The organism is Pseudomonas sp. 3A(2025) (assembly GCF_054589175.1).
Genome location: NZ_BAAILM010000113.1, coordinates 41,841 through 67,421, shown reverse-complemented (window position 1 = coordinate 67,421; position 25,581 = coordinate 41,841). Strand labels below are relative to the sequence as shown.

The window sequence follows — 25,581 nt, the reverse complement described above, 5'->3', positions numbered from 1 at the left end:
CCAAGCCTTGGTATTACCGTTATTTGGGAAGAGATTGATGAGCGAATCCGTTGAACTGTTTACCGACGGTGCCTGCAAGGGCAATCCCGGACCTGGCGGTTGGGGCGCGTTGCTGGTCTGCAAGGGCCAGGAAAAGGAACTCTGGGGTGGCGAAGCCAACACCACCAACAACCGTATGGAACTGACCGGCGCCATTCGTGGCCTTGAAGCCCTCAAGCGCCCCTGCGAAGTGACCCTGGTTACCGACTCGCAGTACGTGATGAAAGGCATCACCGAGTGGATGACCAACTGGAAGAAGCGCGGCTGGAAAACCGCCGCCAAAGAACCGGTCAAAAATGCCGACCTGTGGCAATTGCTCGACGAGCAGGTCAATCGCCATCAGGTCAAATGGCAGTGGGTGCGCGGCCATATCGGCCACCCCGGCAACGAACGTGCCGACCAGTTGGCCAACCGTGGCGTGGATGAGGTGCGCGGCAAGGCTTGAGGTCCCGGTAAGCGGTAAGCCCATGTTAAGATCGCCGCCTGCACAAGAGGCAACGAACCATGGCATTGCAAAACATCGAAAACCGCTCGATCGTGCTCGACACCGAGACCACCGGCATGCCGGTGACCGAAGGCCACCGCATCATCGAGATCGGTTGTGTCGAGCTGATCGGCCGGCGCCTGACCGGCCGGCACTTTCACGTTTATCTGCAGCCTGATCGCGAAAGCGACGAGGGCGCAATCGGTGTGCACGGCATCACCAACGAATTTCTGGTCGGCAAGCCGCGCTTCTCCGAGGTGGCCGACGAGTTCTACGAGTTCATTCGTGGCGCACAGCTGATCATTCATAACGCGGCGTTCGACGTTGGTTTCATCAACAACGAATTTGCCCTGATCGGCCAGTCGGACAAAACCGACGTTACCCAATACTGCACGGTGCTCGACACCTTGCTCATGGCTCGTGAGCGCCACCCCGGCCAGCGCAACAGCCTCGATGCCCTGTGCAAACGCTATGGCGTAGACAACTCAGGGCGTGAGCTGCACGGCGCCTTGCTCGACTCCGAGATTCTCGCTGACGTTTACCTGGCGATGACCGGTGGCCAGACCACCTTGTCACTGTCTGGCCAGGGCGCTGAGGGCGGCGACGGCGACGCGAGCCGGCCGAGTGAAATCCGTCGTTTGCCGGCCAATCGCCCGGCCTCGCGGATCATCCGTGCCAGCGACAGCGAACTGGCCGAGCATCAGGCGCGTCTGGCAATCATCGCCAAGGCCGCCGGTGCACCGTCGCTATGGGCGCAATTGCTGGAAGCCGGGCAACCGGCGGCGTCCTGAGTTCATCGCGCCATGGTCCACATCCTGAGCATTCGTGCCGCTGACGAAACGTTCGAAGACTACCTTCTGAACGGTGACTTCACCTTTATGGTGCACGGCTACGCCCACGCACGCGTCGGCGAGCCGGTAGCGGCCTGGCGGGTGGATGAGGTCGAGCCTTTCGAGAAGAACTACTGCATCGACTCCCAGGAGTTCTGCGACCGCCGTCAGGCCAGTCAGTCCACGGTACTGGTCGCCTGGTGGGGCGAGCAGGCAGTCGGGCATATCGTGCTGCGCATGCACTGGAACGGCTTTGCCTATATCGATGAACTGGCCGTGGACAGGCCGGCACGGCGCACGGGGGTTGCGCGTTCACTGCTCGAAAAGGCAAGGGCATGGAGCGAAGAGCGCAATCTGGCGGGGGTTGTACTGGAGACCCAGAACAACAATCTGGCGGCGTGCATGCTGTATGAAAACTTCGGGTTTGTGGTCGGCAGCGTCGATCACCTGTGTTATCGCGGTATCGATGCGCACACCCGTGAAACCGGTATTTTCTGGTACTTGATCTTCAAGGCCGCCTGAGTCGCGCCGGGCGACTCAGAACCACCTGGATCATCAAGCGATGCGAATCATCTTGATGCCGCTTTGTACCAGCTCGAACTCATCGCCACCCAGGTGGTTGACCCGATCGCCGATTGCCAGGCGGTAAGTGGTCACCACACTCGCATCACCGGCTTCGTCGATCTTTGCCTCTTGGAATTCATGCATCGGGTAGACGCGCCCCTCGGCATCTCTTGCCTGAAACTGTCCAACCATAACTGAAGCCATTTGCCTTGAACCTCTGTGAAGAACCACGGATTTTGCTTGCCAATTGGCCCTGTAGACCACCAAAACGAAATTGAGTTCGCCGCCCGGTCGCTTCCTGTGCTGTCGTAAAAAGAAAAGCACAGGCTTTATACAACCCGGGTCGCGCTTGATCTATAACTCATGACTCCTCAAACCGCAGAGCAGGAGCTTACATGAGTCAGGTCCATTCCATTGCCGTACTGGTCGGCAGTCTCAGAAAAGACTCGATCAACCGCAAAATCGCCTTGGCTTTCGCCGAACTGGCGCCGCCGAGCCTGAGCCTGAACATAGTCGAAATCGGCGACCTGCCGCTGTACAACGAAGACATCGACGGCGAGAGCCCGCCGGCAGCCTACAGCATTTTTCGTGAACAACTCGCAGCAGCCGACGGTGTGCTGTTCGTGACCCCCGAATACAACCGTTCTGTCCCTGGCGCCCTGAAAAACGCCATCGACGTCGGCTCCCGCCCTTACGGCAAGAGCGCCTTCAGCGGCAAGCCGGGCGCTGTGGTCAGTGCATCACCCGGCGCTATCGGCGGCTTTGGTGCCAACCATCACCTGCGCCAGTCGCTGGTGTTTCTCGATGTCGCCTGCCTGCAACAACCTGAGGCCTATCTGGGCAACATCGGCGCCGGCTTCGACGAGAACGGCCAGTTGAACGAACGCACTCGTGGTTTCTTGCAAACCTTCATCGACACCTTTGCCGCCTGGGTCGAGAAGAACCGCGCCTGATCACTATCAATATGTAGCGCAGGGCCCTGTCAGGCCCTGCGTAAGCTCTTTTCCTTTTTATCCAAGGAAAAGAGCTATGGCCACGCCGTATTTTTACAGCGATTCGTTGCGCACGCGCTTCACCCAGGATGTCAAGGCGGCGTTGACGGCCTCGCGCATCGACGATGCTCAGAGCCAGTGGCTTGCCCGTCTGAGCGCTCCGCTGGACGCCGATAACGATACATCGCCCATGCCTCGGGTCGACAGGCTGCTGATCGGCGATGCCACGCCGGAGCATGACGAGCTCGCCAGTGCCTGGATGATCACCGATACGACGGTCACCGCCGGACCTGCGTTTCTCAGTACCTTATTGTCGGGTATCGAACGATTTACTGATCGGGCGGCGCTGATCGATGCGGTGAAACAGCGATTCGCTCTTGGTGCTTCTGCGGCGTCGCAGCTAGAGGCCGAGTGGGTCGACGACGACCTGTTCCAGCAGCGGATGCTGATGATACTCAAGCAGCAGAGTCATCATCTGGACACTCTGCTCGACGAACTGCATGAGCTGCCCACCTTGCGTCAGGCGCTTGGCAGGGCCTTGCAGGAGCAGATCACGTTGAAAATGCCCGGCACACAGCTCGATGTGTTCAGTCATCTGCTGCAAGTCGTCAAGGTTGACCCCGCTGCGCACAACCGGGCAGCAGAGCACGTCAGCGGCACCCAGAGCCTGGTCGAGGCAGCATTCGATCTGTTCAGTGGCCGACAGTTGAAGCCCACCCTGCAAAGACGTTTTTTGGGTGCGCAAGGGCAAACGCTTACAGACGACCAGTCTCGTTCGTATATCCAGGCGCTGGCCGATACCAACGGCTCTTTGCCTGCAGCCTATGAGCGGCTGTTGACCGACTACTGGGCAAGCACCCAGGCGGGTGCGCTTTCCAGGCGCGAAAAAATGGCGCGGGCGCTGGCCGGGTTCTTGCGCCAGACGTTATTGCACCAACGTGCTGCCGGCGTGTTGAGTGCCGAGGCGTTTTACCTGCTCGGCAGGCTGTCTGACGTGGGCCTGAGCGGGGATGTGGATCAATCGATCAAAGTCGAGCGCATGGCCCTGCGTATTGGCGAGCAGGAGCCGGTCAAGCTGGCCGGCATGCTGCTGATCGAGATTGAGGTAGCGAACCTGCCCTGTCTGTTCATGTATTCGACTTCGCATGGCCTGCGCCGCGTCGAGAGTAAAAAGAAGCTGATCGAGCACTTGGAAAGTGTTGCAGGCAAGGTCGAGCTGCTGTGCCATACCTCCTTGAATGACCACCCCCTCGTGCAAGGCCAGGGCGAGCGTTCGCTGCACCTTGAAACGCTGCAGTCACCCTGGGCACTCAAGGTCATCGACACGATCATTGCTTTGAACAAACGTAACCTGGCGTATGTACTGACCCTGCCTGCGATCGCGGACCTGCACTCGCCGGTCAGAGTCGATGATGCGCTGGATGTACGCGCTCTGATTGATCGTCGTCTACTGACATTGCACGATTCAGGCCGCTGGCGCGCAGGACTCTGGTCGTTTGCGCAAATCTGGCCGGCCAACGCTCTGCCAGTGCCGCAACCCGGCCTGGCAGCCACGGCACATCCAGGCCAGGCGGTCGATGGCATCGTGCTGGAGGACACCGGCACCTGGTTCGATCAGGTGCAGAAGCTGGACTGGCTGATCGAGTGCCAGAGCCAGTTGCACGAAGGGCCGGGGGGCTGTGTGCGGCATGCACTGAATCGCTACCTGGCCGTTTTCGATCTTTCCTCGACCGATGCACGTGACCTGCAGGTGCATTACGCCGATCAGAGCCATAAGGCGCTGATCGATGTGGCTCTGGAGCAGGTCAACGGATTCAATCCTCAGCCTTTTACCCAAGGCAGCAGTATCAGGACGCTTTCGGTCGATCCTGAGAGTGCCCAGGCGGTTGCGGGGTTGACACCCGATCTGATCGAGCAAGTGCTGGTGCTGGTGCAAAACGATTTCACCCGGCTTTATGAGCGTCAGTTACGCAGGTTTTGTACCCGGACGATGCGCTGGCAGGACATGCAACTGGACCCCGGTGCGCTGGCCGTCATCACCCGCGAGCGAGCCCTGCGCTTCGAACTGACTATGGAGCGGCGCCTGGAGCCGGGCGACAAGGACATCAAGGACATGCTCGGCCGTGTGCTCGACCGTCCGCTTGAGCTGTTGCGGCTGGCCGAGGGCGATCAGCGCCTTGAGGTGTGCACCTTGCGTTGTCAGCTGGCATCGAATCTGGCGGTCATGGAATGGAGCAATACCTTCGTGCTGCGCTCGCACTCAGGCACCGGGCGCATTGCCCTCTGGTCGGTGTACATGGGGCTGGAAGGCTACGATTCGTTGGCCGACCTGGAAACAGCCCTCAACTATCGATTGCGTTATCACAACTGGTTCGAACACTGGCAGGAAATGCTGCTACCGGCTGATCGGCCGGCGATGCGCAGTTACCTCAATCGACCTGACATGGCGATGCTGCGTATCCAGTTGCAGCCGATCGAAGGCCACTTCATTCAGGCGCTGCAACAGGCGGAGTTTGTACGCAACAGGCTGGAAGTCATGGACATGCTGCACAGCAGCCGGGCATGGCAACTGGATTCGCAGTTGATGCGCAATGCCCTGGGCGCTACCGAGAGCGATGACATGAATCGCCAGCAGCTCAACGATGTGGCGGCGCTGCTCGACACCTTGCTCAGCAACCTGAGTCTTCCTGACTGGGTCAGGGGCGCCTCGATAAGGGATCTGATTGTATTGAGCTGGCTTGTCCGGAGGTTTTTCATGATCTTCTCTGCCGAGCCCGATTACCGGTATGGCATACCCGAACTGACCGACTACGCGCGTACGCTCGTGCAGGCAAAGCTGGATGACGAATATCCCGGTCAGTCTCTGGATCCCGAGCAGATCATGGTCACCTCGACCCGTTACATCGGCATTCCGGTCGGCGCAGGACAAACTCCAGGCGGGTTGCCAGCGGCGACCCGCCGGGTCACTGAAACCCTGACAGAGTATGCAATCAACCGCTTTGCTCAACTGCAGGATGGGCTCATCAGTCTGTCTGACGAAAAAGGGCAGTCACTCAAGGACATCATTAGCCTGGAGGCCTTGAAGAGCCTGGTTGAATCTCTGGATGTGGCAGCGAAGTACCGCGCCCAACTGAAGCTCAAGCTGTCTGAAGACGCCCCGGATTACCTGACGCGCAGGGGTTACTTCTACCAACAGATGCCGCTGACGGAAATGCTCAAGGCCATCAAGATGCAGATATCCGCTGAACTGAGCGGCAAAGCCTTCATGTTCATCTGCGCGGTGATGAGCATGCCCGATGCGCTGGCTCGCCTGCCCATGCTTGAGCGTCATGTGATGATCAGCCCGCTGCAGTTATGGGTCGAGGATCAGGGGCTGGCACCCAATCCTGTCACGGGTGCTTATGTGATAGCCCCCATTGAACCGCAGGACGGACCATGGGTGCTTTACATGATTCTTTATGAGGGCTTTGTGTTTAAAGAGTATGCAGGGCGTGCGGAGTTGCTGGCCGATCTGCACACTGATCTGAAACTGCAAACGTGCATTCTCGGCAGGGTCGATACCTATGCGCGCAAGCTCTACGACAACGGCGGATTTATCGAGCCACATGTGCCATTCAGTGTCGAGTCCTCCCTGGATATTCCTTTAGGCGCACCTGCGCCGGTCACTATCAAGATCACGCCGTTTCAGGGCAATGCCATGCAGCTTTTGTTCGAGGGCACTGTGCAAACGCTGATGTTGAAAGCCGGGCAGGAAAGCGTCACCACGGCTGAAACAAATCGCTTGTCTTCCCACTATCTGATGACGCTGGGAGGCGAGCAGGTGCTGGCCCTGCTCCCTGGGCGGGTGGGCTTTCTGGTGGCTTTGTGGCAAGCCAAGGACCTGTTTCACGACTCTTTCAAGTCAGGCTCGAAAGAGCAGTGGGGCAAGGCCTTGATGCAGTTCATGACGGCACTGGGACTGCTGATCTCCAACCGCGAAACCGCGCAAATGCAGCCCGATGCCGCTGCCGAGGCTGTGCCGGAGCCGGAGAGCGCAATAGAGCCAATGGCCTTTCCGGTGTTCAACTGGGGCAACAATACCCTGAGTACCGAGTTGCAGGCCCGCCTGCAGCAATTCGAAGCCCATGATGTGGTGCTTGACACCCTGCAAAAAGACGAGGCTTACAACTTTTATCTGGATACCCGTACCAGCAAGCGCTACGCCGGGGTCGGTGGACAGGTCTATCAGATTCTGTTCAGCGCCGAGGCCTCTTACATTGTGGTAGATGACCGGGTAGGGCCACCCATCAAGCTTAACGAGCAGCTTCAGTGGCAACTGGATATTCAGGGCGGGCTCAAAGGCGGAGGTGGCGTGGTCAGCCGTGTGCGTGAGGTGGCGCTGGACAGCCTGGTCAATCAGGTCATGATCGTCCAGGCCCGCAGCATGCCGGAAATTCGCCAGAAATTTCGCGACAAGTCCCAGTACATTGCCGAGGCGCATACCCAGGCACGTCAGTACCTGGAAAACTGTCTGGATAATCTGGCGCCGCATACGCCGTCCAACCTTCGCAGCGAACGCAGCAAAAAAATCATTGGCGAGTTTTTCAGCGTTACTGAGCCTGATCAGGCGCTGTGCGACGCCATTGGCGACACGATCAAGGCTATTTACAGAGGCCTGCTGGACAACTCACTGTCTCCTTATCGCTCTGAGCGTTATGTCGTGGGCTTGAGCAGGCTAGGCCATGAAGACTCCATGGCGTTCACCTTCGATTCCGACCCGCAGAAGCGTATCTTTTTGACCGAGCGCTTCTTTCAGACACCGGTATTTCGTCTCAAAAGCAGGATCTGGCGGGCAAGCAGCTTCAATTACGGCACGCACCACCGGGCCGTGGTGCTGCTTCATGAATTATCCCATCTGTACTGCAAGACCGATGACATTGCCTATGTCGACGCCAATAGCCCGTACATCGACATGCTCGAAGACACGGCAGGCTATCGAAAGCGCGTGCGCGACCAGGTGATCGCCGCGCAGCAACGCACCTTGTCCTGGAACACTGATCGCAGTGAGTTGTTTCGCCAGTTAAAGGACGGCGTCTGGGAGGATCTGCGCCGGCGCGACAAGGATGGCAAGACCAGTATCCTGAGGATTACCGGCAAGAACACTCTCGAAGAAGCACGGGACGTGTTTTACGTGAACGCGCAAAAGCGCAGTGCAATCATGCTGAAAAACGCTGACTCCGTGGCCTTGCTCATCAGCCTGTTGGGCCGCGAGAGGTTCGCCACGCGGGCGTAAGGGTTTACGGCAAATAATGCCGCAACTCGCGGGCGATCAGCAGACGCTGGATCTCGCTGGTGCCTTCGTAGATCTGGGTGATCCGCGCGTCGCGGTAATAGCGTTCAACCGGGTAATCCTCCAGGTAGCCATAGCCGCCATGGATCTGCAGGGCACTTGAACACACCTGCTCGGCCATTTCCGAAGCAAACAGCTTGGCCTGCGAGGCCTCGGACAGGCAGGGCAGGCCGGCGCTGCGCAGTCGTGCTGCATGCAAAACCAGCAGCCGGCTGGCATTGATGCGCGTGTGCATGTCGGCCAGCAGATTGGCGACGCCGGGATGCTCGATGATCGGCTTGTCGAATTGCACCCGGTCACGGGCATACAGCAGCGCCGCCTCAAAGGCCGCACGGGCAATGCCCAGCGCCTGGGCGGCGATGCCGATGCGCCCGCCTTCCAGGTTGGACAGGGCAATTGCCAGGCCCTTGCCGCGTTCACCCAGCAGGTTGGCGGCCGGAATACGGCAGTCGGTCAGGCTGATGGCGCAGGTGTCCGAGGCGCGGATGCCCATCTTGTGCTCGCGACGCTCGACGTTGAAGCCCGGTGTGTCGGTGGGCACCAGAAACGCCGACAGACCCTTTTTACCCAGCGCGGGGTCAGTCACCGCAAACACGATGGCCAGTTGTGCCCGCTGGCCATTGCTGACGAATTGCTTGGTTCCATCGAGCACCCACTGTCCACCCTGCAACACGGCTTTGGTGCGCAGGTTATGCGCCTCGGAACCGGCTTGCGGTTCGGTCAGGCAAAAGCAGCCGATGGCTTGTCCGGTAGCCAGTTTCGCCAGCCAGGTGTTTTTCTGCTCGTCATTGCCGTAATTGAGAATCGGCCCACAACCCACCGAGCTGTGGACGCTCATCAACGTGCCGGTGGCTGCATCGGCGGCAGAGATTTCCTCCACCGCCAGGGCATAGGCTACATAGTCGACATAACTGCCGCCCCATTGTTCGGGAACGATCATGCCCAGCAGGCCCAACTCACCCATGCGTGCGACCAGCGCGTCGTCGATCCAGCCGGCTTGCTCCCATGCCTTGGCATGCGGGGCAATTTCATTGCGGGCAAAATCCCGGGCCATGTCGCGGATCATCACCTGCTCTTCACTCAGTTCGATGTCATGCATGTTCAGCTCTCCGCTGTCGTGAAGAAACGCTGCACATGTTCATCCTTGAGGGCCTGCACAGTGGCAGGCTGCCAGCGCGGTTGCTTGTCCTTGTCGATGATCAGGGCGCGCACGCCCTCGATCAGGTCACCGTGTTGAAACCATTGCCGGTCCAGGCTCAGCTCCAGTGCAAAGCACTCCTGCAGCGGCAGTTGCCGGCCACGGCGCAGCAATTCCAGAGTCACGGCCATGGCCAGCGGCGAGCGGCTTTGCAAGGCGGCGGCGGTGTCCAGCGCCCATTGGCGGCTGCCGGCGACAGTGACCTGCTGCAATTGCTCGATGATGCTGGCGATGTCGGGCAGGGCGAAAAAATGATCGATGGCCGTACGCAAGGCCTGCAGCGGCGGGTCAGGCAGGCGCTGGGTGCCGAGCTTTGCCATCACCCCCTGCAAATCCTTGAGCGGCGCGCTTTTCCATTTCAGGTGGTCGAGCATGTGGTCCAGGCGTGACAGCGACTGGCTGGGCATGTGCCAATCGGCCAGCCCGCAATACAAGGCATCGGCCGCGCCGATTCGCACGCCGCTGACGCCCAGGTAAAGGCCAAGCTCGCCGGGCAGGCGCGGCAGAAAGTAGCTGGCGCCGACATCCGGGAAGTAACCGATGGCCACCTCCGGCATGCCCAGCGAACTGCGCTCGGTGACCACCCGTAAATCAGCGCTCTGTACCAGCCCCAGACCGCCGCCCAGAACCAGGCCATCCATCAAGGCCAGCACCGGTTTGCGGTAGTCGTGAATGCTCAGGTCCAGCGCGTACTCTTCTTCGAAAAAACGCAGGTGCTGATCCTGGCCGCTGGTGTAGCTGTCGTACAGCGCACGAATATCGCCGCCGGCACAAAACGCCTTGCCCCCGGCACCGCGCAGCACCACGGCATAGACATCGTCATCCGCGGCCCAGGCATCGAGCTGCGCTTGCAGGGTACGGACCATGTGCAGGTCCAGGGCATTCAGGCCCGCCGGGCGGTTGAGCACCAGATGACCGATGTGATTGCGTACCTCGATCAGGATGGGCTTTTGGCTGACCTGAGAGGCCTGCGATGAACTCATGGTGAACTCCTTGTACTGGGTATTTCGCGGATAGCCACAGCATAGCTCCAACCCTCAAGTGTCTCTGGTGCTTTACAGCCGATTAGGCTTCACTGGCTGACAGTGGCGTGTATTTGCAGATGTTGCTGAGTATTCCGGCTGCCGCCAATGTCACACCCTTGAATTTTCTAGGTCTGCCTCTAAAAACGCCCGCTCATGAAAGACTCTGCTCATGAAAACCCCAGACGATGAAAGATAAGTACGCGCCTCGCCAGTGGCAGCCCCACGAGCGGCCGACCATGCCGGGTTCGCCTTCAACGCCCTTGCACCCTACGCACAAGCGCTGGGCCTTTGCGCTGGTCGGGGTGATCGTGGCGCTGACCGGCGGGCTGGGCAACGCCCTGGTAGTCGCCAACCTGCCGTACCTGCAAGGTGCATTGGGTGCAACCTCGCAAGACATTGCCTGGTTGCCGGCGGCTTACATCATGACCAATGTTTCGATGAACCTGCTGCTGGTGAAGTTCCGTCAGCAGTACGGTCTGCGTGCCTTCACCGAGCTGTTTCTGGTGCTCTATGCGCTGGTGACCCTGGCCCACCTGTTCGTCAACGACATCGACTCGGCTATCGCTGTGCGCGCCGCTCACGGCATGGTCGGTGCAGCGTTGAGTACGCTGGGGCTGTACTACATGATTCAGGCCTTTCCGCAAAAATGGCGGCTCAAGGCGTTGGTGCTGGGCCTGGGCACTGCGCAACTGGCCACGCCCATGGCCCGGCTGATTTCCGAAGACCTGCTGCAAATCGCCGAATGGCGTGGCCTGTACCTGTTCGAACTGGGCATGGCGATGCTCTCGCTGGGCTGCGTACTGATGCTCAAACTGCCGCCGGGCGACCGCTTCAAGGCCTTCGAAAAACTCGACTTCCTGACCTTCGGCCTGCTTGCTACCGGTGTGGCGCTGCTGTGTGCCGTGCTGTCGCTGGGGCGTATCGAATGGTGGCTGGAGGCGCCGTGGATCGGTCTTGCGTCGGCGGCGTCCATCGCGCTGATTTGCGCGGGGCTGGCCATTGAACACAATCGCCGCAACCCGCTGCTGATCACCCGCTGGCTGGGCAGCGGCGCAATCCTGCGGCTGGGGCTGGCGGTCATGTTGTTTCGCGTTGTGCTGTCGGAACAATCGATTGGCGCGGTGGGCTTTTTCCAGACCCTGAACCTGGGCAGCGAGCAGTTGCACAGCCTGTATCTGGTGATGCTGGTCGGCAGTATCGCCGGGCTGGTCGTCAGCGCCCTGACCATACATCCGTCGCACCTGGTCAAACCGCTGCTGGTATCGCTGGCGATGATGGCCACCGGTGCCTGGATGGACAGCGGTTCGACCTATCAGACCCGCCCGGAAAACATGTACCTCAGCCAGTTTCTGCTGGCGTTCGGCGGCACTTTCTTTCTGGGCCCGACGCTGGTAATGGGCATCAGCGGGGTACTGGCCAACCCACGCAACATGGTCAGTTTCTCGGTGCTGTTCGGGATCGCGCAAAACCTCGGCGGCCTGATCGGCTCGGCGGCGCTAGGCACCTTTCAGGTGGTGCGCGAGAAGTTTCACTCCAGCCAGCTCGTTGAACACCTGACCCTGTTCGACCCGTTGGTGCAAGCCCGCCTGCAAAGCGGCGCGGCCAGTTATGCCGGGGTGATCGCCGACCCGGCTGCGCGTACATCCCAAGCCATGCGCGCGTTGTCGACGACCGCAACCCGCGAGGCCAATGTGCTGGCCTATAACGATGTGTTCATGCTCATTGCCCTGATCGCTGTGTTGACCATGGTGTGGATCAGCTTTCGCGTGCTGTGGCTGAAAATGACCACCCGACCTGTCGCGCCGCTGTCGGCGGCTCCCGTATCTTCCAGTAGTGCGCAAAATTAATGAACGACACGACTCGCAACGACCCGCCAGCTTCCACTCCGGCCGCCGCCAGCAACCCGCCACCGGCGCCGCTGACTTCGCCAGCCACCGTCCAGCCGCGCTCGACCCGTGCCCGTGTGCTGTCCACGACCGTGTTTGCCCTGATTGCCATCGGCGGCATTTTGCTGGTGCTTTATGCCTGGGAGCTGCCGCCCTTCACCAGCAAAGTGCAAAGCACCGAAAACGCCCTGGTGCGCGGCCAGACCACGTTGATTGGCCCGCAGTTGAGCGGCTATGTGCATGAAGTCACCGTGCAGGACTTTCAGCACGTCAAAGCCGGCGACCTGCTGGTGCGCCTCGACGACCGCATCTATAAGCAGCGGCTGGAACAGGCCGAGGCCCAGGTCGGCGTACAAAAAGCCGCCTTGGCCAATAACCTGCAACAACGGCGCAGCGCCGAGGCGACCATTGCTCAGCGCGAAGCCAGCCTGCAAAGCAGCATCGCCCAGGGCCGCAAAAGCGCCGCTGACCTGAAACGCAATCAGGCGCTGGTCACCGATGGTTCGGTATCACGCAGCGAACTCGACGTTGCCCGCGCCGCCGATGCCCAGGCCCAGGCGGCTGTCGCCGAAGCTCGCGCTGCCATCCAGATCGCCAGGGAAGACCTGCAAACGGTTATCGTCAACCGCGACTCGCTCGAGGCTCAGGTGGTCAACGCCCAGGCCGCCGTGGAACTGGCGCGTATCGACCTGGACAACACCCGCATCACCGCCCCGCGCGATGGGCAACTGGGCCAGATTGGCGTACGCCTCGGTGCGTACGTCAACTCCGGTGCGCAATTGATGGCGCTGGTGCCCGACACCCTGTGGGTGATTGCCAACATGAAAGAAACCCAGATGGCCCATGTGCAACTGGGCCAGCCGGTGAGCTTTACCGTGGATGCGCTGAATCACCAGAAACTGACGGGCAGGGTAGAGCGCATCTCGCCCGCCACGGGCTCGGAATTCAGCCTGTTACCGGCCGACAATGCGACCGGCAATTTCGTGAAAATCTCTCAGCGCATTCCGGTGCGTATCAGCGTGGATGCCGGGCAGGAACTGGCCAGACGACTAAGGCCGGGGATGTCGGTGGTGGTCAGTATCGATACGGCGGGTGAAGACGCACAGATAAAACCATAGGGATCGATTATTCAGATTCCATGACAACGTAGATACCGGCCAATCTTGGGTTTTACCCGAGGCGATATATCAAAGCCGCATCTAACCTGGAGGAATACATCGATATTCACAGGAGGCCGAGCAATAGTGCCTCCTGCGGCAATATCGGCTTCCAGACGAGGAAGACGCAGTACCACGGCTTCGCCGTACACGACCCAACTGCCCTGGCGCACGAAGGGGTGACAACCGGTAGGAAGAATGCACGTCGAATCATGTTTTCCCCCGTCTTTGTCTTTAACAGAGGAAATATTGACTACCAACACGCTAAGTTCGCCTAACTCGCCACACAACACAGGGTCATTCATTACGATGTGAAGATGATGTGATGGCCCGGTTTGGATCAACAGCGTTCCTTGCTGAAAAACAGTCCTTGGCATTACGACATCTCTGAGAGTTTCTGACCTAGCTGACGGCGGGCATTAAGCATCTCAGCCTTCTCATGAGCCTGCGCCTTGCTGAAACCAAAAGACTGGAACGTCACCTCGGTATCAATCGCTTTACTCGAGTTACCGGGGTTTTCCCATTCGGGAAGTGTGTGGAGAAGATCCACAAGCGCCCATCGGGTCATGCGGCCATATTTTTCAAACACTTCATCGAGAATGGCGACATCTGCACGAGAAAGCTCATCCAGCTCATCCCAGGCGAAGTCTCTCTGCAAGCTGAGCTCGAAATTCTGGATGGGAGCAACAAACGCACTCCATGCCTTGCTTTGCCTGGATCCGTTCATCAGATTCAGTGTGGCTGAAAGGACCGGGCCGTTTTTCATGTTGCAGTGAACATCGTCGGTCATAGGAACGTCATACCGTTCCATGCTCAAGCGGTCAGCCAGATAAAGCAGCTTCATTAGCTTGATGTGAGCCATCGGGGCTTCACGGCGAGCCAAAAAGAAAGCCGCCATCTGGGCCACTTTTTGTTCGGAAAAAATCAAGAGTCACCTCTCTTGCACCATCCATGGGCATTTGGGTTCGCAGGGGCGCGATTGTCAGTCAGTTTATCCATTAGTCAACGGAGTCGTTCAGGCGTCACTTCAAAGTGGACAAGTGGTCCTGTAGAGCCCGCTCATCTCATGGATATCGGCTTTTGGCCGCGATTCTGGACTGTGGTAGCACGTCTCAGGTTAGTGAACAGGCAAGAGATGAACAAGCGCTTACTCGATTACGAGAGAGGATTCCAGAATTTTCGGAATACTCCTACTTCTGTAATGAGCAACGACCGACAATCACCCAAGGAAATCAACGATCCACCGATCCTTTCCCCGGTGCCGGCATCATCTGCACTTGCCCGTGTTCGACACCGCGCTCGGTCATCAATTGGCGCGACAGCTCGGCCACTTGCCCGCTTTGACCCTGTAGCACCGACACCTCAAGACAGTGACCGGCATCCAGGTGCACGTGCAGTGTCGAGCGGGTCAGGTCGTGGTGGGCATGAAAGGTCTGATTGAGGCGTTTGGGCAGCTCGCGGGTTTCATGGTCGTACAGGTAACTGACCACCGCCACGCATTCGGCCTCTGGTGCCAGCGGCTCTGACTCGCGCATGCCGGTGCGCAGCAGGTCGCGTATGGCTTCGGAGCGGCCCTGATAGCCATGCTCGGTCACCCGCCGGTCGATGACCTCAAGCAGTTCTTCGTCCAGCGTGATGGTGATCCGTTGCATTTTGTTACTTCCAGTAAGATGATTTTGCATAGACATCATACCCACCGCTCTTTAGGCTACCGCCTCCGTTGAAGTGGGGACCGCAGTTTGAAGCAGCCGACCGGCAAACAAAAGCCCGCCCTCTGGGGCCTTCTCTTGCTCGCCGCAAGCTTCTTTGCGCAGGCCGCCAGCACGGGCGATCACGGTCCCACGCTGGTCTATTCGTGGCCGGTCAATGCCGGGCCGCTCGACCCGCGTGGCTATTCGCCCAATCAGATGTACGCTCAGGCCATGGTCTACGAGCCACTGGTGCGCTACACCGCCGCAGGTACGGTTGAGCCCTGGCTGGCCACGGCCTGGCAAGTGTCCGCCGACGGCAAGACGTACACTTTCACCCTGCGCGACGGCGTGCGTTTCAGTGACGGCACCGCGTTCGATGCGGCGGCAGCCAAGGCCAATCTGGACGCGGTCCTGGCCAACAGCCAGCGTCATCGCTGGCTCGAACTGGTCACCACCCTTGATCACATCGAAGCCCCGGACCGGCTGACCCTGCGCCTGGTGCTCAAGCACCCGTATTACCCGACGTTGATGGAGCTGGCCCAGGTTCGCCCGCTGCGCTTCGGCTCACCCCAGGCCAGGCCGGGCCAGCCTGCCGGCACCGGGCCGTGGATGCGCGCCGAAGCGCGTCTGGGCGAATACGACCGCTTCGTGCGTAACCCTGAATACTGGGGGCCGAAGCCGGCCTATGGCGAGGTCATGGTCAAGGTCATTCCCGACCCCAACAGCCGTGCCTTGGCCCTGCAAGCCGGTGAGCTGGAGCTGATTCAGGGCGCTGCCGGCGAGATCACCGCCGGCACCTTCGTGCGTTTGCGCGACCAGGGGTTTGCTACTGCGCTGTCGGCGCCGCTGGCCACTCGCACCCTGGCGATGAACACTGGTCGTGGCGCCACCGGCGATCTTGCCGTGCGTCAGGCCATCAATCAGACGGTCGACAAGCAGGCCATCATCGACAAGATTCTTTATGGTCTGGAGCCACGCGCCGACGCACTGTTCGCGCCGAACATGCCTTACGCCGACCTCAATCTGAAGCCTTACCGCTTCGACCCCGCGCAAGCCACTGCCAGCCTCGATGCCGCCGGCTGGACACTTGCTGCCGGTGCCTCGGTGCGCAGCAAGGACGGCACGCCGCTGTCGATCGAACTGGTGTTTCTCGGCACCAGCGCCTTGCAGAAAAGCCTCGCCGAAGTGCTGCAGGGCGAACTGGCCAAGGTCGGCATCCAGATCGTCTTGCGCGCCGTGGAGGAGGGCGCCATGGTGCGGCGTCAGCGTGAGGGCGACTTCGGCATGATCTTCGCCGATACCTGGGGCGCGCCGTACGACCCGCATTCGTTTGTCAGCTCGATGCGCTACGCCGGGCACGCCGACTACATGGCCCAGCGTGGCCTGCCGATCAAGGACGAGCTGGACCGGCGCATCGGCGAGGTGCTGGCCAGCACCGATGAGCAACAGCGTGCCGAACAGTACCGCTTTATCCTCGGCACCCTGCACGAGCAGGCGGTGTACTTGCCGATTTCTTACCTGACCGCGATCAGCGTGCGCCGTGACACGGTCAGCAACGTGCAATTCGGCAGCACGCTGTTCGATGTGCCGTTCGAAGTCATGACCCCGAAGCAGGAGCGCTGACATGCTGCGCTATATCTGCCTGCGCCTGGTGCTGCTGGTGCCGGTGATCCTCGGCGTCTCGTTGCTGGTGTTCGTGCTGTTGCACCTGGGCAGCACTGACCCGGCGCTGGATTTTTTGCGCTTGTCGCACATTCCGCCGACCGATGCGGCGATTGCCGAGGTGCGTCATACCTTGGGGCTCGACCGACCGTTGTATGAGCAATACCTCACCTGGCTGTGGAAAGCCTTGCACCTGGATTTTGGTATTTCGTACATGACCGGCCGCCCGGTGCTCGACGACCTGCTTTATTACCTGCCCGCCACCCTGCAACTGGGCGGTCTGGCGCTGGTGTGTACGCTGTTGCTGTCGATTCCGCTGGGGCTGCTGGCGGCTCGCTGGCAAGGTCGCTGGCCCGATCACACGGTGCGGGCGATGACCTTCCTCGGCGTGTCGATGCCCAATTTCTGGCTGGCGTTTTTGCTGATCGCCCTGTTTTCGTTATGGCTGGGCTGGCTGCCACCGCTTGGGCGCGGCACAGCCAGTCACCTGGTGATGCCGGTGCTGGCGATTGCCTTGATGTCGATGTCGATCAACGCCCGCTTGCTGCGTGCCAGCCTGCTCGAAGCCGGCGGTCAGCGGCATGTGATCTATGCCCGCGCCCGTGGCCTGCCCGAGCGTCGGGTGTGGCGTGACCATATTCTGCGCAATGCCTGGCTGCCGCTGGTGACTGCGACCGGCATGCATGTCGGTGAACTGATCGGCGGCGCATTGGTGATCGAGACCATTTTCGCCTGGCCCGGCGTCGGCCGCTTTGCCGTGTCGGCGGTGCTGAACCGCGATTTTCCGGTCATGCAGTGCTTCACGCTACTGCTCACCGGGCTGTTGATGCTGTGCAATCTGGTAGTCGACGTCTGCTATGCCTGGCTTGATCCGCGCAGCCGTCTGCAAGGGGTGAGCGCATGAAGGCTGTTTCCATCCTGCGCCGACCTGTGTTGGCGGGTTACGGCAGCTTGCTGTTGGGGGCAGTACTGGTCGGTCTGCTGGTCGTGCTGGCACTGTTCGGTCAGTGGATCGCGCCGCACGACCCGGACCTGGTCGACCTCGGCCAGCGCCTGCAAGCGCCCGATGCCAGTCACTGGCTGGGCACCGATCATCTGGGCCGCGACCTGCTTTCGCGGCTGATCGTCGGCACCCGGTTGTCCTTGGGCAGCGTCATGCTGACTCTGGCGCTGGTGCTTGCCCTGGGACTGGCTATCGGCGGCGTGGCCGGGTTTATTGGCGGGCGCACCGACCTGCTGTTGATGCGCCTGTGCGACATGTTCATGACTTTTCCGACCCTGGTGCTGGCCTTTTTCTTCATCGCCCTGCTGGGCACCGGCCTGAGCAACGTGATCGTCGCCATCGCCTTGTCGCACTGGGCCTGGTATGCGCGCATGGTGCGCGGCCTGGTGATTGCCCAGCGTGGTCGCGAATACGTTCTGGCTTCGCGGCTGGCCGGTGCTTCGCGCTGGGCGCGGCTGCGCCAGCATGTGCTGCCGAATGTCGCCGGCCCCCTGCTGGTATTGGCGACCATGGACATCGGCCACATGATGATGCACGTCTCGGGGCTGTCTTTTCTCGGCCTGGGCGTCACACCGCCCACTGCCGAGTGGGGCGTGATGATCAACGACGCCAAGGAGTTCATCTGGACCCATCCGCAGTTGTTGCTGTTGCCCGGCCTGATGATTTTCTTCTCGGTGATGGCCTTCAATCTGTTGGGCGATGCGCTGCGCGATCGCCTCGATCCGACAGCGGAGAAACACTGAATGAACGCCTCGACCCTGGAAATACGCGGGCTACGCATCGAGGGCCCTGCCGGCGTGCTGGTGCATGACGTGGACCTGCAATTGCGCCGTGGCGAAGTCTGCTCGCTGGTCGGCAGCAGCGGCTCGGGCAAATCCTTGAGCTGCCTCGGGTTGCTCGACCTGTTGCCGCCCGGCCTGAGCCGCACGCGCGGCCAACTGTTGCTCGACGACCATCCGGTTGAGGCGCACCAGGTTCGCGGCCGGCTGGCCAGCCTGGTCTTGCAGAACCCGCGCAGTGCGTTCAACCCGGTGCGCAGCATGGCCGCGCATGCTCTGGAAACGCTCAAGCCGCTCGGTATCACTGGCCGCGACGCCCGCCAGCGCATGGACGAATGCCTGGACGCGGTGGGCCTGAGCGACCGCAGCCGGGTACTGGAATCCTTCGCCTTTCAGCTCAGTGGCGGCATGTTGCAACGCATGATGATCGCGCTGGCGCTGATGGCCGAAACGCCGTTTCTACTTGCCGATGAACCGACCAGCGACCTTGACCTGTTGAGCCAGGCGCGTTTTCTCGACCTGCTGATGGAGCTGGTCGACCTCCACGGGTTGGGCGTGCTGCTGGTGACTCATGATATGGGCGTGGTGGCGCGCTGCGCCGCCCAGGTCGTGGTCATGGACGGCGGGCATATCGTGGAGCGCCAGAGCGTGCACGACCTGTTCGACCGGCCGCAGAGCCACACCGCGCAGACTTTGCTCCAAGCCCACCAGATGCTCACCGGGAGCCCGTCATGAGCCTGCTGCATGTTAACCACGTCGACCACGGCTACCGCACCGGCGGGCTATTGCGTAAACGCGGCTGGTTGCAGGTGCTGGACGGTATCGACCTGCACCTGCAGGCCGGCGAGTCGGTTGGCCTGCTCGGCAGCAGCGGCAGCGGTAAGAGCACACTGGCCAGGCTATTGCTGGGCCTGGAAAAACCGACCCGGGGCCAGGTGAGCTTTGCCGGACAAGACGTCAGCAGTTTGCGCGGCGAGCCGGCGCGTGATTTTCAGCGCAAGGTGCAATTGGTCTTTCAGGACGCTCCCGGCGCTTTCAACCCGCAGCGCAGTATTGGCTGGAGCATCGCCGAGCCGCTGCGCCACCTCAGTGACCTGAACGAAACACAGCAGCACGCCCGCGTTGTGCAGTTGCTCGAACAGATGGGCCTGCGCCCCGAACACGCGCACAGCCTGCCGCAGCAACTGAGCGGCGGCCAGCTGCAGCGCGCCAATATTGCGCGTGCACTGGCCATCGCGCCGGAACTGATCGTGCTCGACGAAGCCTTGTCGAACCTCGACCGGGTGCTGCAACTGCAATTGCTCCAGCGCCTGGATGCCTTGCGCCGTGAAAGCTCGACGGCCTTTGTCCTGATCAGCCACGACCTGAGCCTGGTGCAGTATTTCTGCCAGCGCGTGTTGTTACTGGACGGCGGGCGCATCGTCGAAGACCGGCCGGTGGGGTCAAGGCTTGAGTTCGAGCACCCGGCTGGCAGACGGCAGCAAGCGGCGGTGCTGCCTGTGCGGCCGGTGATTCGCCGACAGCAGGCAGGCGATCTTTTGCGCAAACCGTCTAGGGTTCAATGAGTTCAAATCACCCAGTGCAGTAACCCACACGCTAAAAAGGGAGACGCGCCATGAACTCGATTACCACTCAGGACGGTACCGTAATTTTCTACAAGGACTGGGGCCCCAAAGACGCTACACCCATTGTCTTTCACCACGGCTGGCCGTTGAGCGCTGACGACTGGGACAACCAGATGATGTTCTTCCTGCTCGAAGGCTATCGGGTGATCGCCCACGACCGCCGTGGGCACGGGCGTTCGACCCAGACCTGGCAAGGCAACGAAATGGACACCTACGCCGCTGATGTCATCGCCTTGACCGACGCGCTGGACCTGCAAAATGCCATCCATGTCGGCCATTCGACCGGCGGTGGCGAAGTGGCGCGCTACACCGCCCGCGCCAAACCCGGCCGGGTTGCCAAAGCCGTGTTGATCAGCGCCGTGCCGCCGATCATGGTCCGGTCGGACAACAACCCTGGCGGTCTGCCGCTGGAGGTGTTCGATGGCTTTCGTGCCGCACTGGTTGCCGGCCGCGCGCAGTTTTATCTGGATATCCCGACGGGTCCGTTCTACGGCTTCAATCGCCCCGATGCCCAGGTTGCGCAAGGCACGATCAATAACTGGTGGCGCCAAGGCATGATGGGCGGCGCCAAGGCGCATTACGACTGCATCGAAGCGTTTTCCGAAACCGACTTCACCGAAGACCTGCTGGCGATTGAAGTGCCTACGCTGGTCATGCACGGTGAAGACGACCAGATTGTGCCATTTGCAGATTCCGCACCGTTGTCGGTGAAGCTGTTGAAGCATGGCACGCTGAAATCGTATCCGGGTCTTCCTCATGGTATGCCGACGACCCATGCGGACCGAATCAATGCGGATTTGCTGGCGTTTATCTGCGGGTAGCGGGCGCAAGTCGAGAACCACAGGGGGCGCATGGAGTTTTCGGAGAATGTCGGCAAGATTATTTTGCAGGTCTGAATGGCGACGACGCTTCCAGTAATTCGGACCTGAGCCACTCTATCAGCGAGTTCGTGCCTGCTCGTTCAGCCGCCATCGGGCTTTTAAACACCGAGAGGGCTTGCGGCAACAGGACGCTTTCAGCACAGGGCCTTATCAAGTCGCCGCTTTCAATCAACCGTCCTGCGGTGCGAGCCCAACCCACGGCAATGCCATGCCCTTGCACCGCCGCCTGAAGCATCATGGGGTAACTGTCGAAGTAACGATGTTTATTGCGCCTGTCCATTAACACGCCGAACTCGGCCAGCCAGCTTTCCCACTCCATTAAATGAGGTGGAGTCGCGCGATGATGCAACAGTGTGTGCTGCATCAAGTCGGCGACTTTCAAGGCTGGCTGCGATGTTTGAAGGTAATCGGGGCTGCACACCGGGAACACTTTGTCTGAGGCGGTGAATAACAGTGGGCTGAGCCCGCTGGCTCGTCCGGTACTTTGCAACGCCACGTCGAAATGACCGCCGAATTCAGTCAGCGGTTGCGTGGTAGTCACCACTTGAATCTCGATATCGGGGTGGCGTTGATGAAAGCCGGCAAGGCGCGGCATCAACCAGTAAAACGCCTCGCATAACTGCGAAAGCAAGACCACCTGATGTTTGCGTGATGCATCGCGCAAACCATCAGCCACCGCGCCTATCTGGTTCAACGCGGCACTGACGACCTGGCTTAACTGTTGCCCTTGCGGCGTTAAAAACACAGCCCGGTTACGCCGCTCGAACAGGACGACGCCAAGATCGGATTCAAGCCCGCGAATCTGCCGGCTGACCGCTGCCTGAGTGATGTGCAGCTCGTCAGCGGCCCTTGAAAAGCTACCCAGCCGCGCGGCGGCTTCGAAGGGCAGCAAACTGGCAAGTGGAGGAAGTGACTGGCCGAGTAAATTCATAACCGTGGCTTATGCATGGCGGGCTGAGAACTCGTTTTAACATAACGGCGCAAACGTACAAGCTGGCGACTCCTCTGCCTGGAGTCGTTCATGATCATCTCTGCCCATCCCTTGGCCGCAGGCGTGCTGTTTGCGCTATTCGCCACCCTGTGCTGGGGCACGAACTTCATTGTTCCTTACGTCACGGGGCGCTACAGCCTGTTCGATTTTCTGGCCGTCAAGTTCATGGTCGTCGGGGTTATTGGTGCCGTCTGGATGATTGTCGAGCGCCACAGAGTCCGTGAGCTGAAACGTTCCATGCGACTCATGGCATTGGCGCTAGGCGTCATTGGTTACCTTGGCTACGGTATCTGCATTGCCTGTGGCGTGATGATCAGCGGTCCTGTTCTAACGCCGGCATTTATTGCCGTGGTGCCCGTGATCCTGGCGCTGCTGGGTAACGCGCAAGACCAGGTGCTGACGTGGCGACAATTGGCATTGCCTTTGTTGCTGCTGGTGTCCGGCTTGCTACTGGTCAATATCCTGGGTCACGACACCTCGCAGGCCTCAGCGGGCACCCCTGTAATGGGAGTGTTGTTTTCTCTGGGGGCCGTGGCGTTATGGCTGGCTTTCAGTTGGTTGAATCAAAAGGGTCTGGGCACTATTGCCGCGCACTCAACCGGTGCCTGGACAGGACTGATGATGGTGGGCAGTTCGCTGGGAATGCTTTTTATCGTGCCCATAGGTTATGTATTCAACCTGTTTGAAATGCCTGCTCAAGGTGCCGGCTTTGCTCAGGCAGGACGCCTGTATGTGTGGGCCTTTGTCATTGCCGTGTTGTCATCGGTATTGGGGGCATGGGCGTGGAACAAGGCGTCTCGTGTTCTGCCCATGGTGCTTTCGGGGCAGCTTGTGGCGCTTGAAGCCTTTTTCGCCACTGTCATGGGCCTGGCATTTGAGCAACGCCTGCCGACGGTGTATGAAACGCTGGGGATGACCGCTGTATTGACGGGCGCACTACTTGCGATTTACAGATTGAGGGACACCGCATGACCTGCCAGATTCGACGCGCCACGCACGACGATGCAGCCGCGATCAGCCGTGTAGTGATTGCGGCGTTGCGAGAGTCGAATGCTCAGGACTATTCGCCTGAGATCATCGCTCAGGTTGAAAAGAGCTTCGCGCCAGAGGCCATCAAGGAGCTTCTCGACAAACGCACCGTGTTCGTAGCCCTGTCAGCAGAGCGCCTGATCGCGACGGCGAGCCTTGATTACGATGTGGTCAGAAGTGTGTTCGTTGATCCCTTGTATCAGGGCAGGGGGATTGGCAGGCAACTGATGGAGGCTATTCATGCCACCGCTGTCAGTTCAGGGGTTGGCACGTTGCGCGTGCCGTCATCGATCACCGCACAGGGGTTCTACGCCGGCCTGGGTTATCAAAAAGTCCGGGATGAGTTTCATGGCCAGGAGCGCACCATTGTCATGGAGAAGCCATTGCTCCTGAGTTATGCGAGTATCCGGCGCATCCCCTGAATCGTTGCGAGGCCTGAATGACTGACTACCGTGGATTGATATTCGACGACACGCGCGAAGGCGCCACCGACGCTGCCATCGCACAACTGGAAGCCAGCCTTGGCGCACGTTTGCCAGACGATTACCGACAGTTTCTCAAGACCTGCAACGGCGGCTATCTGGACTACGATGTGCTCGCCACCATGGCCAATGGCGATAAGGAATTACTGAGTTTTGCGTTGTATGGGCTGGATGCTGCTGAAGAGTATGAATCCAACCCTTTCGAACTTGTGCAGTTGCTCAAGGACCCCGACTTCCCCATGACCGGGTTGTTGCCTATCGGCCGCGACGGGGGTGCGAGCATCCTGCTGCTGGACCTGCGCGACGGTCGCCAGGACGTCGCGGCGATGGTGGCGGGCTTGCCGGCATGGACCGGGCGCCGTCAGCAAGGCAACGAGTACGTCGTGCTGGCGGACTCTTTCAATGGCTATCTTGATGCACTGCACCTGTCGAATGAGCGTATTGCCGACCATATAGACAGTTTCATCATCAGTGCCGACAGCATTGAAGCGACATTGGTGTGGCTGGATCACGGCAGTCCGGGTTGGCGCGAACGCTACCGCGAGCAGTGGAACGCCAGGGTTGTGGACCGGCCGATTTGAAAGCTGATCGCCTTCCCATTCCAGAAGCCACTCACAGGTTTCGTTGTCAGCCGTGAACGCATGCTTGATAGTCCGGACTGATACACAAGGTAGACAAGGAGTGTTGTAGATGCTGCAAGTGGATTGGCTGGTCAAACACATGGACCAATGCGACGTAATGGCGGAGTGGCTGTATCAAGCGTTCAGCCATGAATATGCGCAGCAATCTCTTTCAAGTTGGCAGCAGGAGTTTGCTGAGGGGCAGTGCGATGGCAACTGGAGCTGCCTGATTGCAATGGAACATGGTCAATTGCTGGGCGGCGCTACGCTCGCCAGTAACGACCTGCCTGACCGCCCTGATCTGGGGCCATGGCTTGCGTGTGTGCTCATTGCTCCCCACGCGCGACGCAGAGGGCTCGCGGCGCAGTTGATCGAAGGCATTTGTAATCAGGCAAAACAGTCTGGGTTCAAGGTTTTGTATCTGCACACCCACGACCAGAGTGACTACTACAGGCGGCTTGGGTGGCAGGTGCTGGAGCGCTTTGCGGCATGGGAAAAGCCCCAATACCTGATGTCACGCAATTTATAACCCACGTCATCGAAGACTGAGGTGTTACGCATGAAATTATGACTCAGGCCTGAATTCGACCGTCGCGCCTGCCGCTTCAAGTTGTTTGTGCAAACGTTGCAGTCGCAGCCTTACGCCGCTTGCAGCTTTCAATGGCGGCGTTTCGGCGAGCGTCAGTGCGTCCTTCAACGACACGCCGCGCGATTTGCTGATGATCTGCACCACCTTGAGTTTATGCGGGCCCAGGTCGTTGACGATCAGGTCACCTTGTTCAAAGTCGGCGGGATCGAAATCGCCACTGTCAGACGGCGGCTCCTCTGAGTCCTCGCTATCGCGAAGTGCATCGAGAACCTCGCGCCAGTAGGTATTCGCAGGATCGGTCCAGGCGATGATCAAACGTTCAAACTCGGCGGTATCCTCCTGCACCTCTGCCAACGCTTCTAGCAGACGGGCAAAGGCTGCGAGGCTCGGCGCTATCTTTATCGCATCCCAGCGTCCGGCGCCATGGAGTGCGGTATAAACGGGATAGCCGCTTTGGGCCTCACCTGTGGCAACAAAAACCGGATCATCCAGCCCCGTCAGTGCGATGACATACCAGTCCGGCTGCCACTCGCCGTCAGCTTCGGACACCAGGTTTTCGCCGGTAAGACCGTGCGTGCGAAAGCCTGCCTGGTAATCATCGAGGCGTTCCGGGTCGGCATAGTGCATGGGCAAAAAAGCATCATCCACAACAACAGCGTTGATCAGGAAATCCCGAATGTCTTCAAGGAACGACTTCATACGCTGGCAGATCCTCATAAAGGGGT

At 59.9% G+C, this 25,581-nt stretch carries 24 protein-coding genes; 17 read left to right on the top strand and 7 right to left on the bottom strand.

Annotation, left to right across the window (positions count from 1 at the left end; all coding sequences use genetic code 11):
- The first annotated feature begins 37 nt into the window (after window positions 1-37).
- The 3 genes from rnhA to ACYP2A_RS26900 are packed head-to-tail and all read left to right on the top strand — an operon-like array spanning window position 38 to window position 1,875.
- Window positions 38-484 (top strand): ribonuclease HI, encoded by a 447-nt coding sequence (gene rnhA, locus ACYP2A_RS26910; protein ID WP_459748976.1) that lies wholly within the window; start codon window positions 38-40, stop codon window positions 482-484.
- Between the two features lie 59 nt (window positions 485-543).
- Window positions 544-1,314: a DNA polymerase III subunit epsilon gene (gene dnaQ, locus ACYP2A_RS26905; protein ID WP_459748975.1), complete on the top strand. Its 771-nt coding sequence runs from the start codon at window positions 544-546 to the stop codon at window positions 1,312-1,314.
- Window positions 1,315-1,326: 12 nt separating this feature from the next.
- On the top strand, window positions 1,327-1,875 hold the full coding sequence (locus tag ACYP2A_RS26900; protein WP_459748974.1) for a GNAT family N-acetyltransferase: 549 nt from the start codon (window positions 1,327-1,329) through the stop codon (window positions 1,873-1,875).
- Between the two features lie 33 nt (window positions 1,876-1,908).
- On the opposite strand, the gene ACYP2A_RS26895 is transcribed toward ACYP2A_RS26900, so the two are convergent.
- Window positions 1,909-2,121 (bottom strand): hypothetical protein, encoded by a 213-nt coding sequence (locus tag ACYP2A_RS26895; protein ID WP_459748973.1) that lies wholly within the window; start codon window positions 2,119-2,121, stop codon window positions 1,909-1,911.
- Window positions 2,122-2,312: 191 nt separating this feature from the next.
- Between ACYP2A_RS26895 and ACYP2A_RS26890 the strand changes: the two genes are divergently transcribed.
- Both ACYP2A_RS26890 and ACYP2A_RS26885 read left to right on the top strand, forming a co-directional pair.
- Window positions 2,313-2,870 (top strand): NADPH-dependent FMN reductase, encoded by a 558-nt coding sequence (locus ACYP2A_RS26890; RefSeq protein ID WP_459748972.1) that lies wholly within the window; start codon window positions 2,313-2,315, stop codon window positions 2,868-2,870.
- Between the two features lie 76 nt (window positions 2,871-2,946).
- Window positions 2,947-8,181, top strand: a complete 5,235-nt coding sequence (locus ACYP2A_RS26885; RefSeq protein ID WP_459748971.1) for a dermonecrotic toxin domain-containing protein — start codon at window positions 2,947-2,949, stop codon at window positions 8,179-8,181.
- Window positions 8,182-8,185: 4 nt separating this feature from the next.
- Here the strand turns inward: ACYP2A_RS26885 and ACYP2A_RS26880 are convergent, their stop codons facing one another.
- Together ACYP2A_RS26880 and ACYP2A_RS26875 are read right to left on the bottom strand one after the other, a co-directional pair.
- Window positions 8,186-9,337 (bottom strand): acyl-CoA dehydrogenase family protein, encoded by a 1,152-nt coding sequence (locus tag ACYP2A_RS26880; RefSeq protein ID WP_459748970.1) that lies wholly within the window; start codon window positions 9,335-9,337, stop codon window positions 8,186-8,188.
- Between the two features lie 2 nt (window positions 9,338-9,339).
- Window positions 9,340-10,419 carry an enoyl-CoA hydratase/isomerase family protein gene (locus ACYP2A_RS26875; protein WP_459748969.1) on the bottom strand — a complete coding sequence of 360 codons (1,080 nt, stop codon included), beginning with the start codon at window positions 10,417-10,419 and terminating at the stop codon, window positions 9,340-9,342.
- A 227-nt stretch (window positions 10,420-10,646) separates the two neighbouring features.
- On the opposite strand from ACYP2A_RS26875, the gene ACYP2A_RS26870 reads away from it, so the two are divergent.
- Window positions 10,647-12,308: an MFS transporter gene (locus ACYP2A_RS26870; protein WP_459748968.1), complete on the top strand. Its 1,662-nt coding sequence runs from the start codon at window positions 10,647-10,649 to the stop codon at window positions 12,306-12,308.
- Complete coding sequence (locus ACYP2A_RS26865; protein WP_459748967.1) at window positions 12,308-13,465, top strand: HlyD family secretion protein; 1,158 nt, start codon at window positions 12,308-12,310, stop codon at window positions 13,463-13,465. Before ACYP2A_RS26870 ends, ACYP2A_RS26865 begins: the two co-directional genes overlap by 1 nt.
- Before the next feature lie 415 nt (window positions 13,466-13,880).
- Here the strand turns inward: ACYP2A_RS26865 and ACYP2A_RS26860 are convergent, their stop codons facing one another.
- Window positions 13,881-14,432 (bottom strand): Panacea domain-containing protein, encoded by a 552-nt coding sequence (locus ACYP2A_RS26860; protein WP_459748966.1) that lies wholly within the window; start codon window positions 14,430-14,432, stop codon window positions 13,881-13,883.
- 304 nt (window positions 14,433-14,736) lie between these two features.
- The gene (nikR, locus tag ACYP2A_RS26855; RefSeq protein WP_459748965.1) at window positions 14,737-15,156 is read right to left on the bottom strand and encodes a nickel-responsive transcriptional regulator NikR; all 420 of its coding nucleotides are present in this window, start codon (window positions 15,154-15,156) and stop codon (window positions 14,737-14,739) included.
- Between the two features lie 87 nt (window positions 15,157-15,243).
- On the opposite strand from nikR, the gene nikA reads away from it, so the two are divergent.
- The 6 genes from nikA to ACYP2A_RS26825 are packed head-to-tail and all read left to right on the top strand — an operon-like array spanning window position 15,244 to window position 21,085.
- Complete coding sequence (gene nikA / locus ACYP2A_RS26850) at window positions 15,244-16,818, top strand: nickel ABC transporter substrate-binding protein (protein WP_459748964.1); 1,575 nt, start codon at window positions 15,244-15,246, stop codon at window positions 16,816-16,818.
- A gap of 1 nt (window position 16,819) precedes the next feature.
- Window positions 16,820-17,761: a nickel ABC transporter permease subunit NikB gene (nikB, locus tag ACYP2A_RS26845; RefSeq protein ID WP_459748963.1), complete on the top strand. Its 942-nt coding sequence runs from the start codon at window positions 16,820-16,822 to the stop codon at window positions 17,759-17,761.
- Complete coding sequence (gene nikC / locus ACYP2A_RS26840) at window positions 17,758-18,603, top strand: nickel ABC transporter permease subunit NikC (protein ID WP_459748962.1); 846 nt, start codon at window positions 17,758-17,760, stop codon at window positions 18,601-18,603. Before nikB ends, nikC begins: the two co-directional genes overlap by 4 nt.
- On the top strand, window positions 18,604-19,374 hold the full coding sequence (gene nikD / locus ACYP2A_RS26835; RefSeq protein ID WP_459748961.1) for a nickel import ATP-binding protein NikD: 771 nt from the start codon (window positions 18,604-18,606) through the stop codon (window positions 19,372-19,374).
- Window positions 19,371-20,204: a nickel import ATP-binding protein NikE gene (gene nikE, locus ACYP2A_RS26830; RefSeq protein ID WP_459748960.1), complete on the top strand. Its 834-nt coding sequence runs from the start codon at window positions 19,371-19,373 to the stop codon at window positions 20,202-20,204. The genes nikD and nikE overlap by 4 nt, the downstream gene beginning before the upstream one ends.
- Window positions 20,205-20,254: 50 nt before the next feature.
- Entirely contained in the window at window positions 20,255-21,085 is an 831-nt protein-coding gene (locus tag ACYP2A_RS26825) for an alpha/beta fold hydrolase (protein WP_459748959.1), read from the top strand.
- Window positions 21,086-21,143: 58 nt separating this feature from the next.
- Here ACYP2A_RS26825 and ACYP2A_RS26820 read toward each other — a convergent pair whose 3' ends face one another.
- The gene (locus ACYP2A_RS26820; RefSeq protein WP_459748958.1) at window positions 21,144-22,076 is read right to left on the bottom strand and encodes a LysR substrate-binding domain-containing protein; all 933 of its coding nucleotides are present in this window, start codon (window positions 22,074-22,076) and stop codon (window positions 21,144-21,146) included.
- Between the two features lie 90 nt (window positions 22,077-22,166).
- On the opposite strand from ACYP2A_RS26820, the gene ACYP2A_RS26815 reads away from it, so the two are divergent.
- The 4 genes from ACYP2A_RS26815 (at window position 22,167) to ACYP2A_RS26800 (ending at window position 24,796) form a co-directional block, all read left to right on the top strand.
- A complete protein-coding gene (locus tag ACYP2A_RS26815) occupies window positions 22,167-23,108 on the top strand; it encodes a DMT family transporter (protein ID WP_459748957.1) in 942 nt (313 codons plus the stop codon).
- Window positions 23,105-23,587: a GNAT family N-acetyltransferase gene (locus ACYP2A_RS26810; protein WP_459748956.1), complete on the top strand. Its 483-nt coding sequence runs from the start codon at window positions 23,105-23,107 to the stop codon at window positions 23,585-23,587. Before ACYP2A_RS26815 ends, ACYP2A_RS26810 begins: the two co-directional genes overlap by 4 nt.
- A 17-nt stretch (window positions 23,588-23,604) precedes the next feature.
- Entirely contained in the window at window positions 23,605-24,228 is a 624-nt protein-coding gene (locus ACYP2A_RS26805; protein WP_459748955.1) for an SMI1/KNR4 family protein, read from the top strand.
- Window positions 24,229-24,337: 109 nt separating this feature from the next.
- Entirely contained in the window at window positions 24,338-24,796 is a 459-nt protein-coding gene (locus tag ACYP2A_RS26800) for a GNAT family N-acetyltransferase (protein ID WP_459748954.1), read from the top strand.
- A gap of 36 nt (window positions 24,797-24,832) precedes the next feature.
- On the opposite strand, the gene ACYP2A_RS26795 is transcribed toward ACYP2A_RS26800, so the two are convergent.
- Entirely contained in the window at window positions 24,833-25,555 is a 723-nt protein-coding gene (locus ACYP2A_RS26795) for a hypothetical protein (RefSeq protein WP_459748953.1), read from the bottom strand.
- Between the last annotated feature and the right edge of the window lie 26 nt (window positions 25,556-25,581).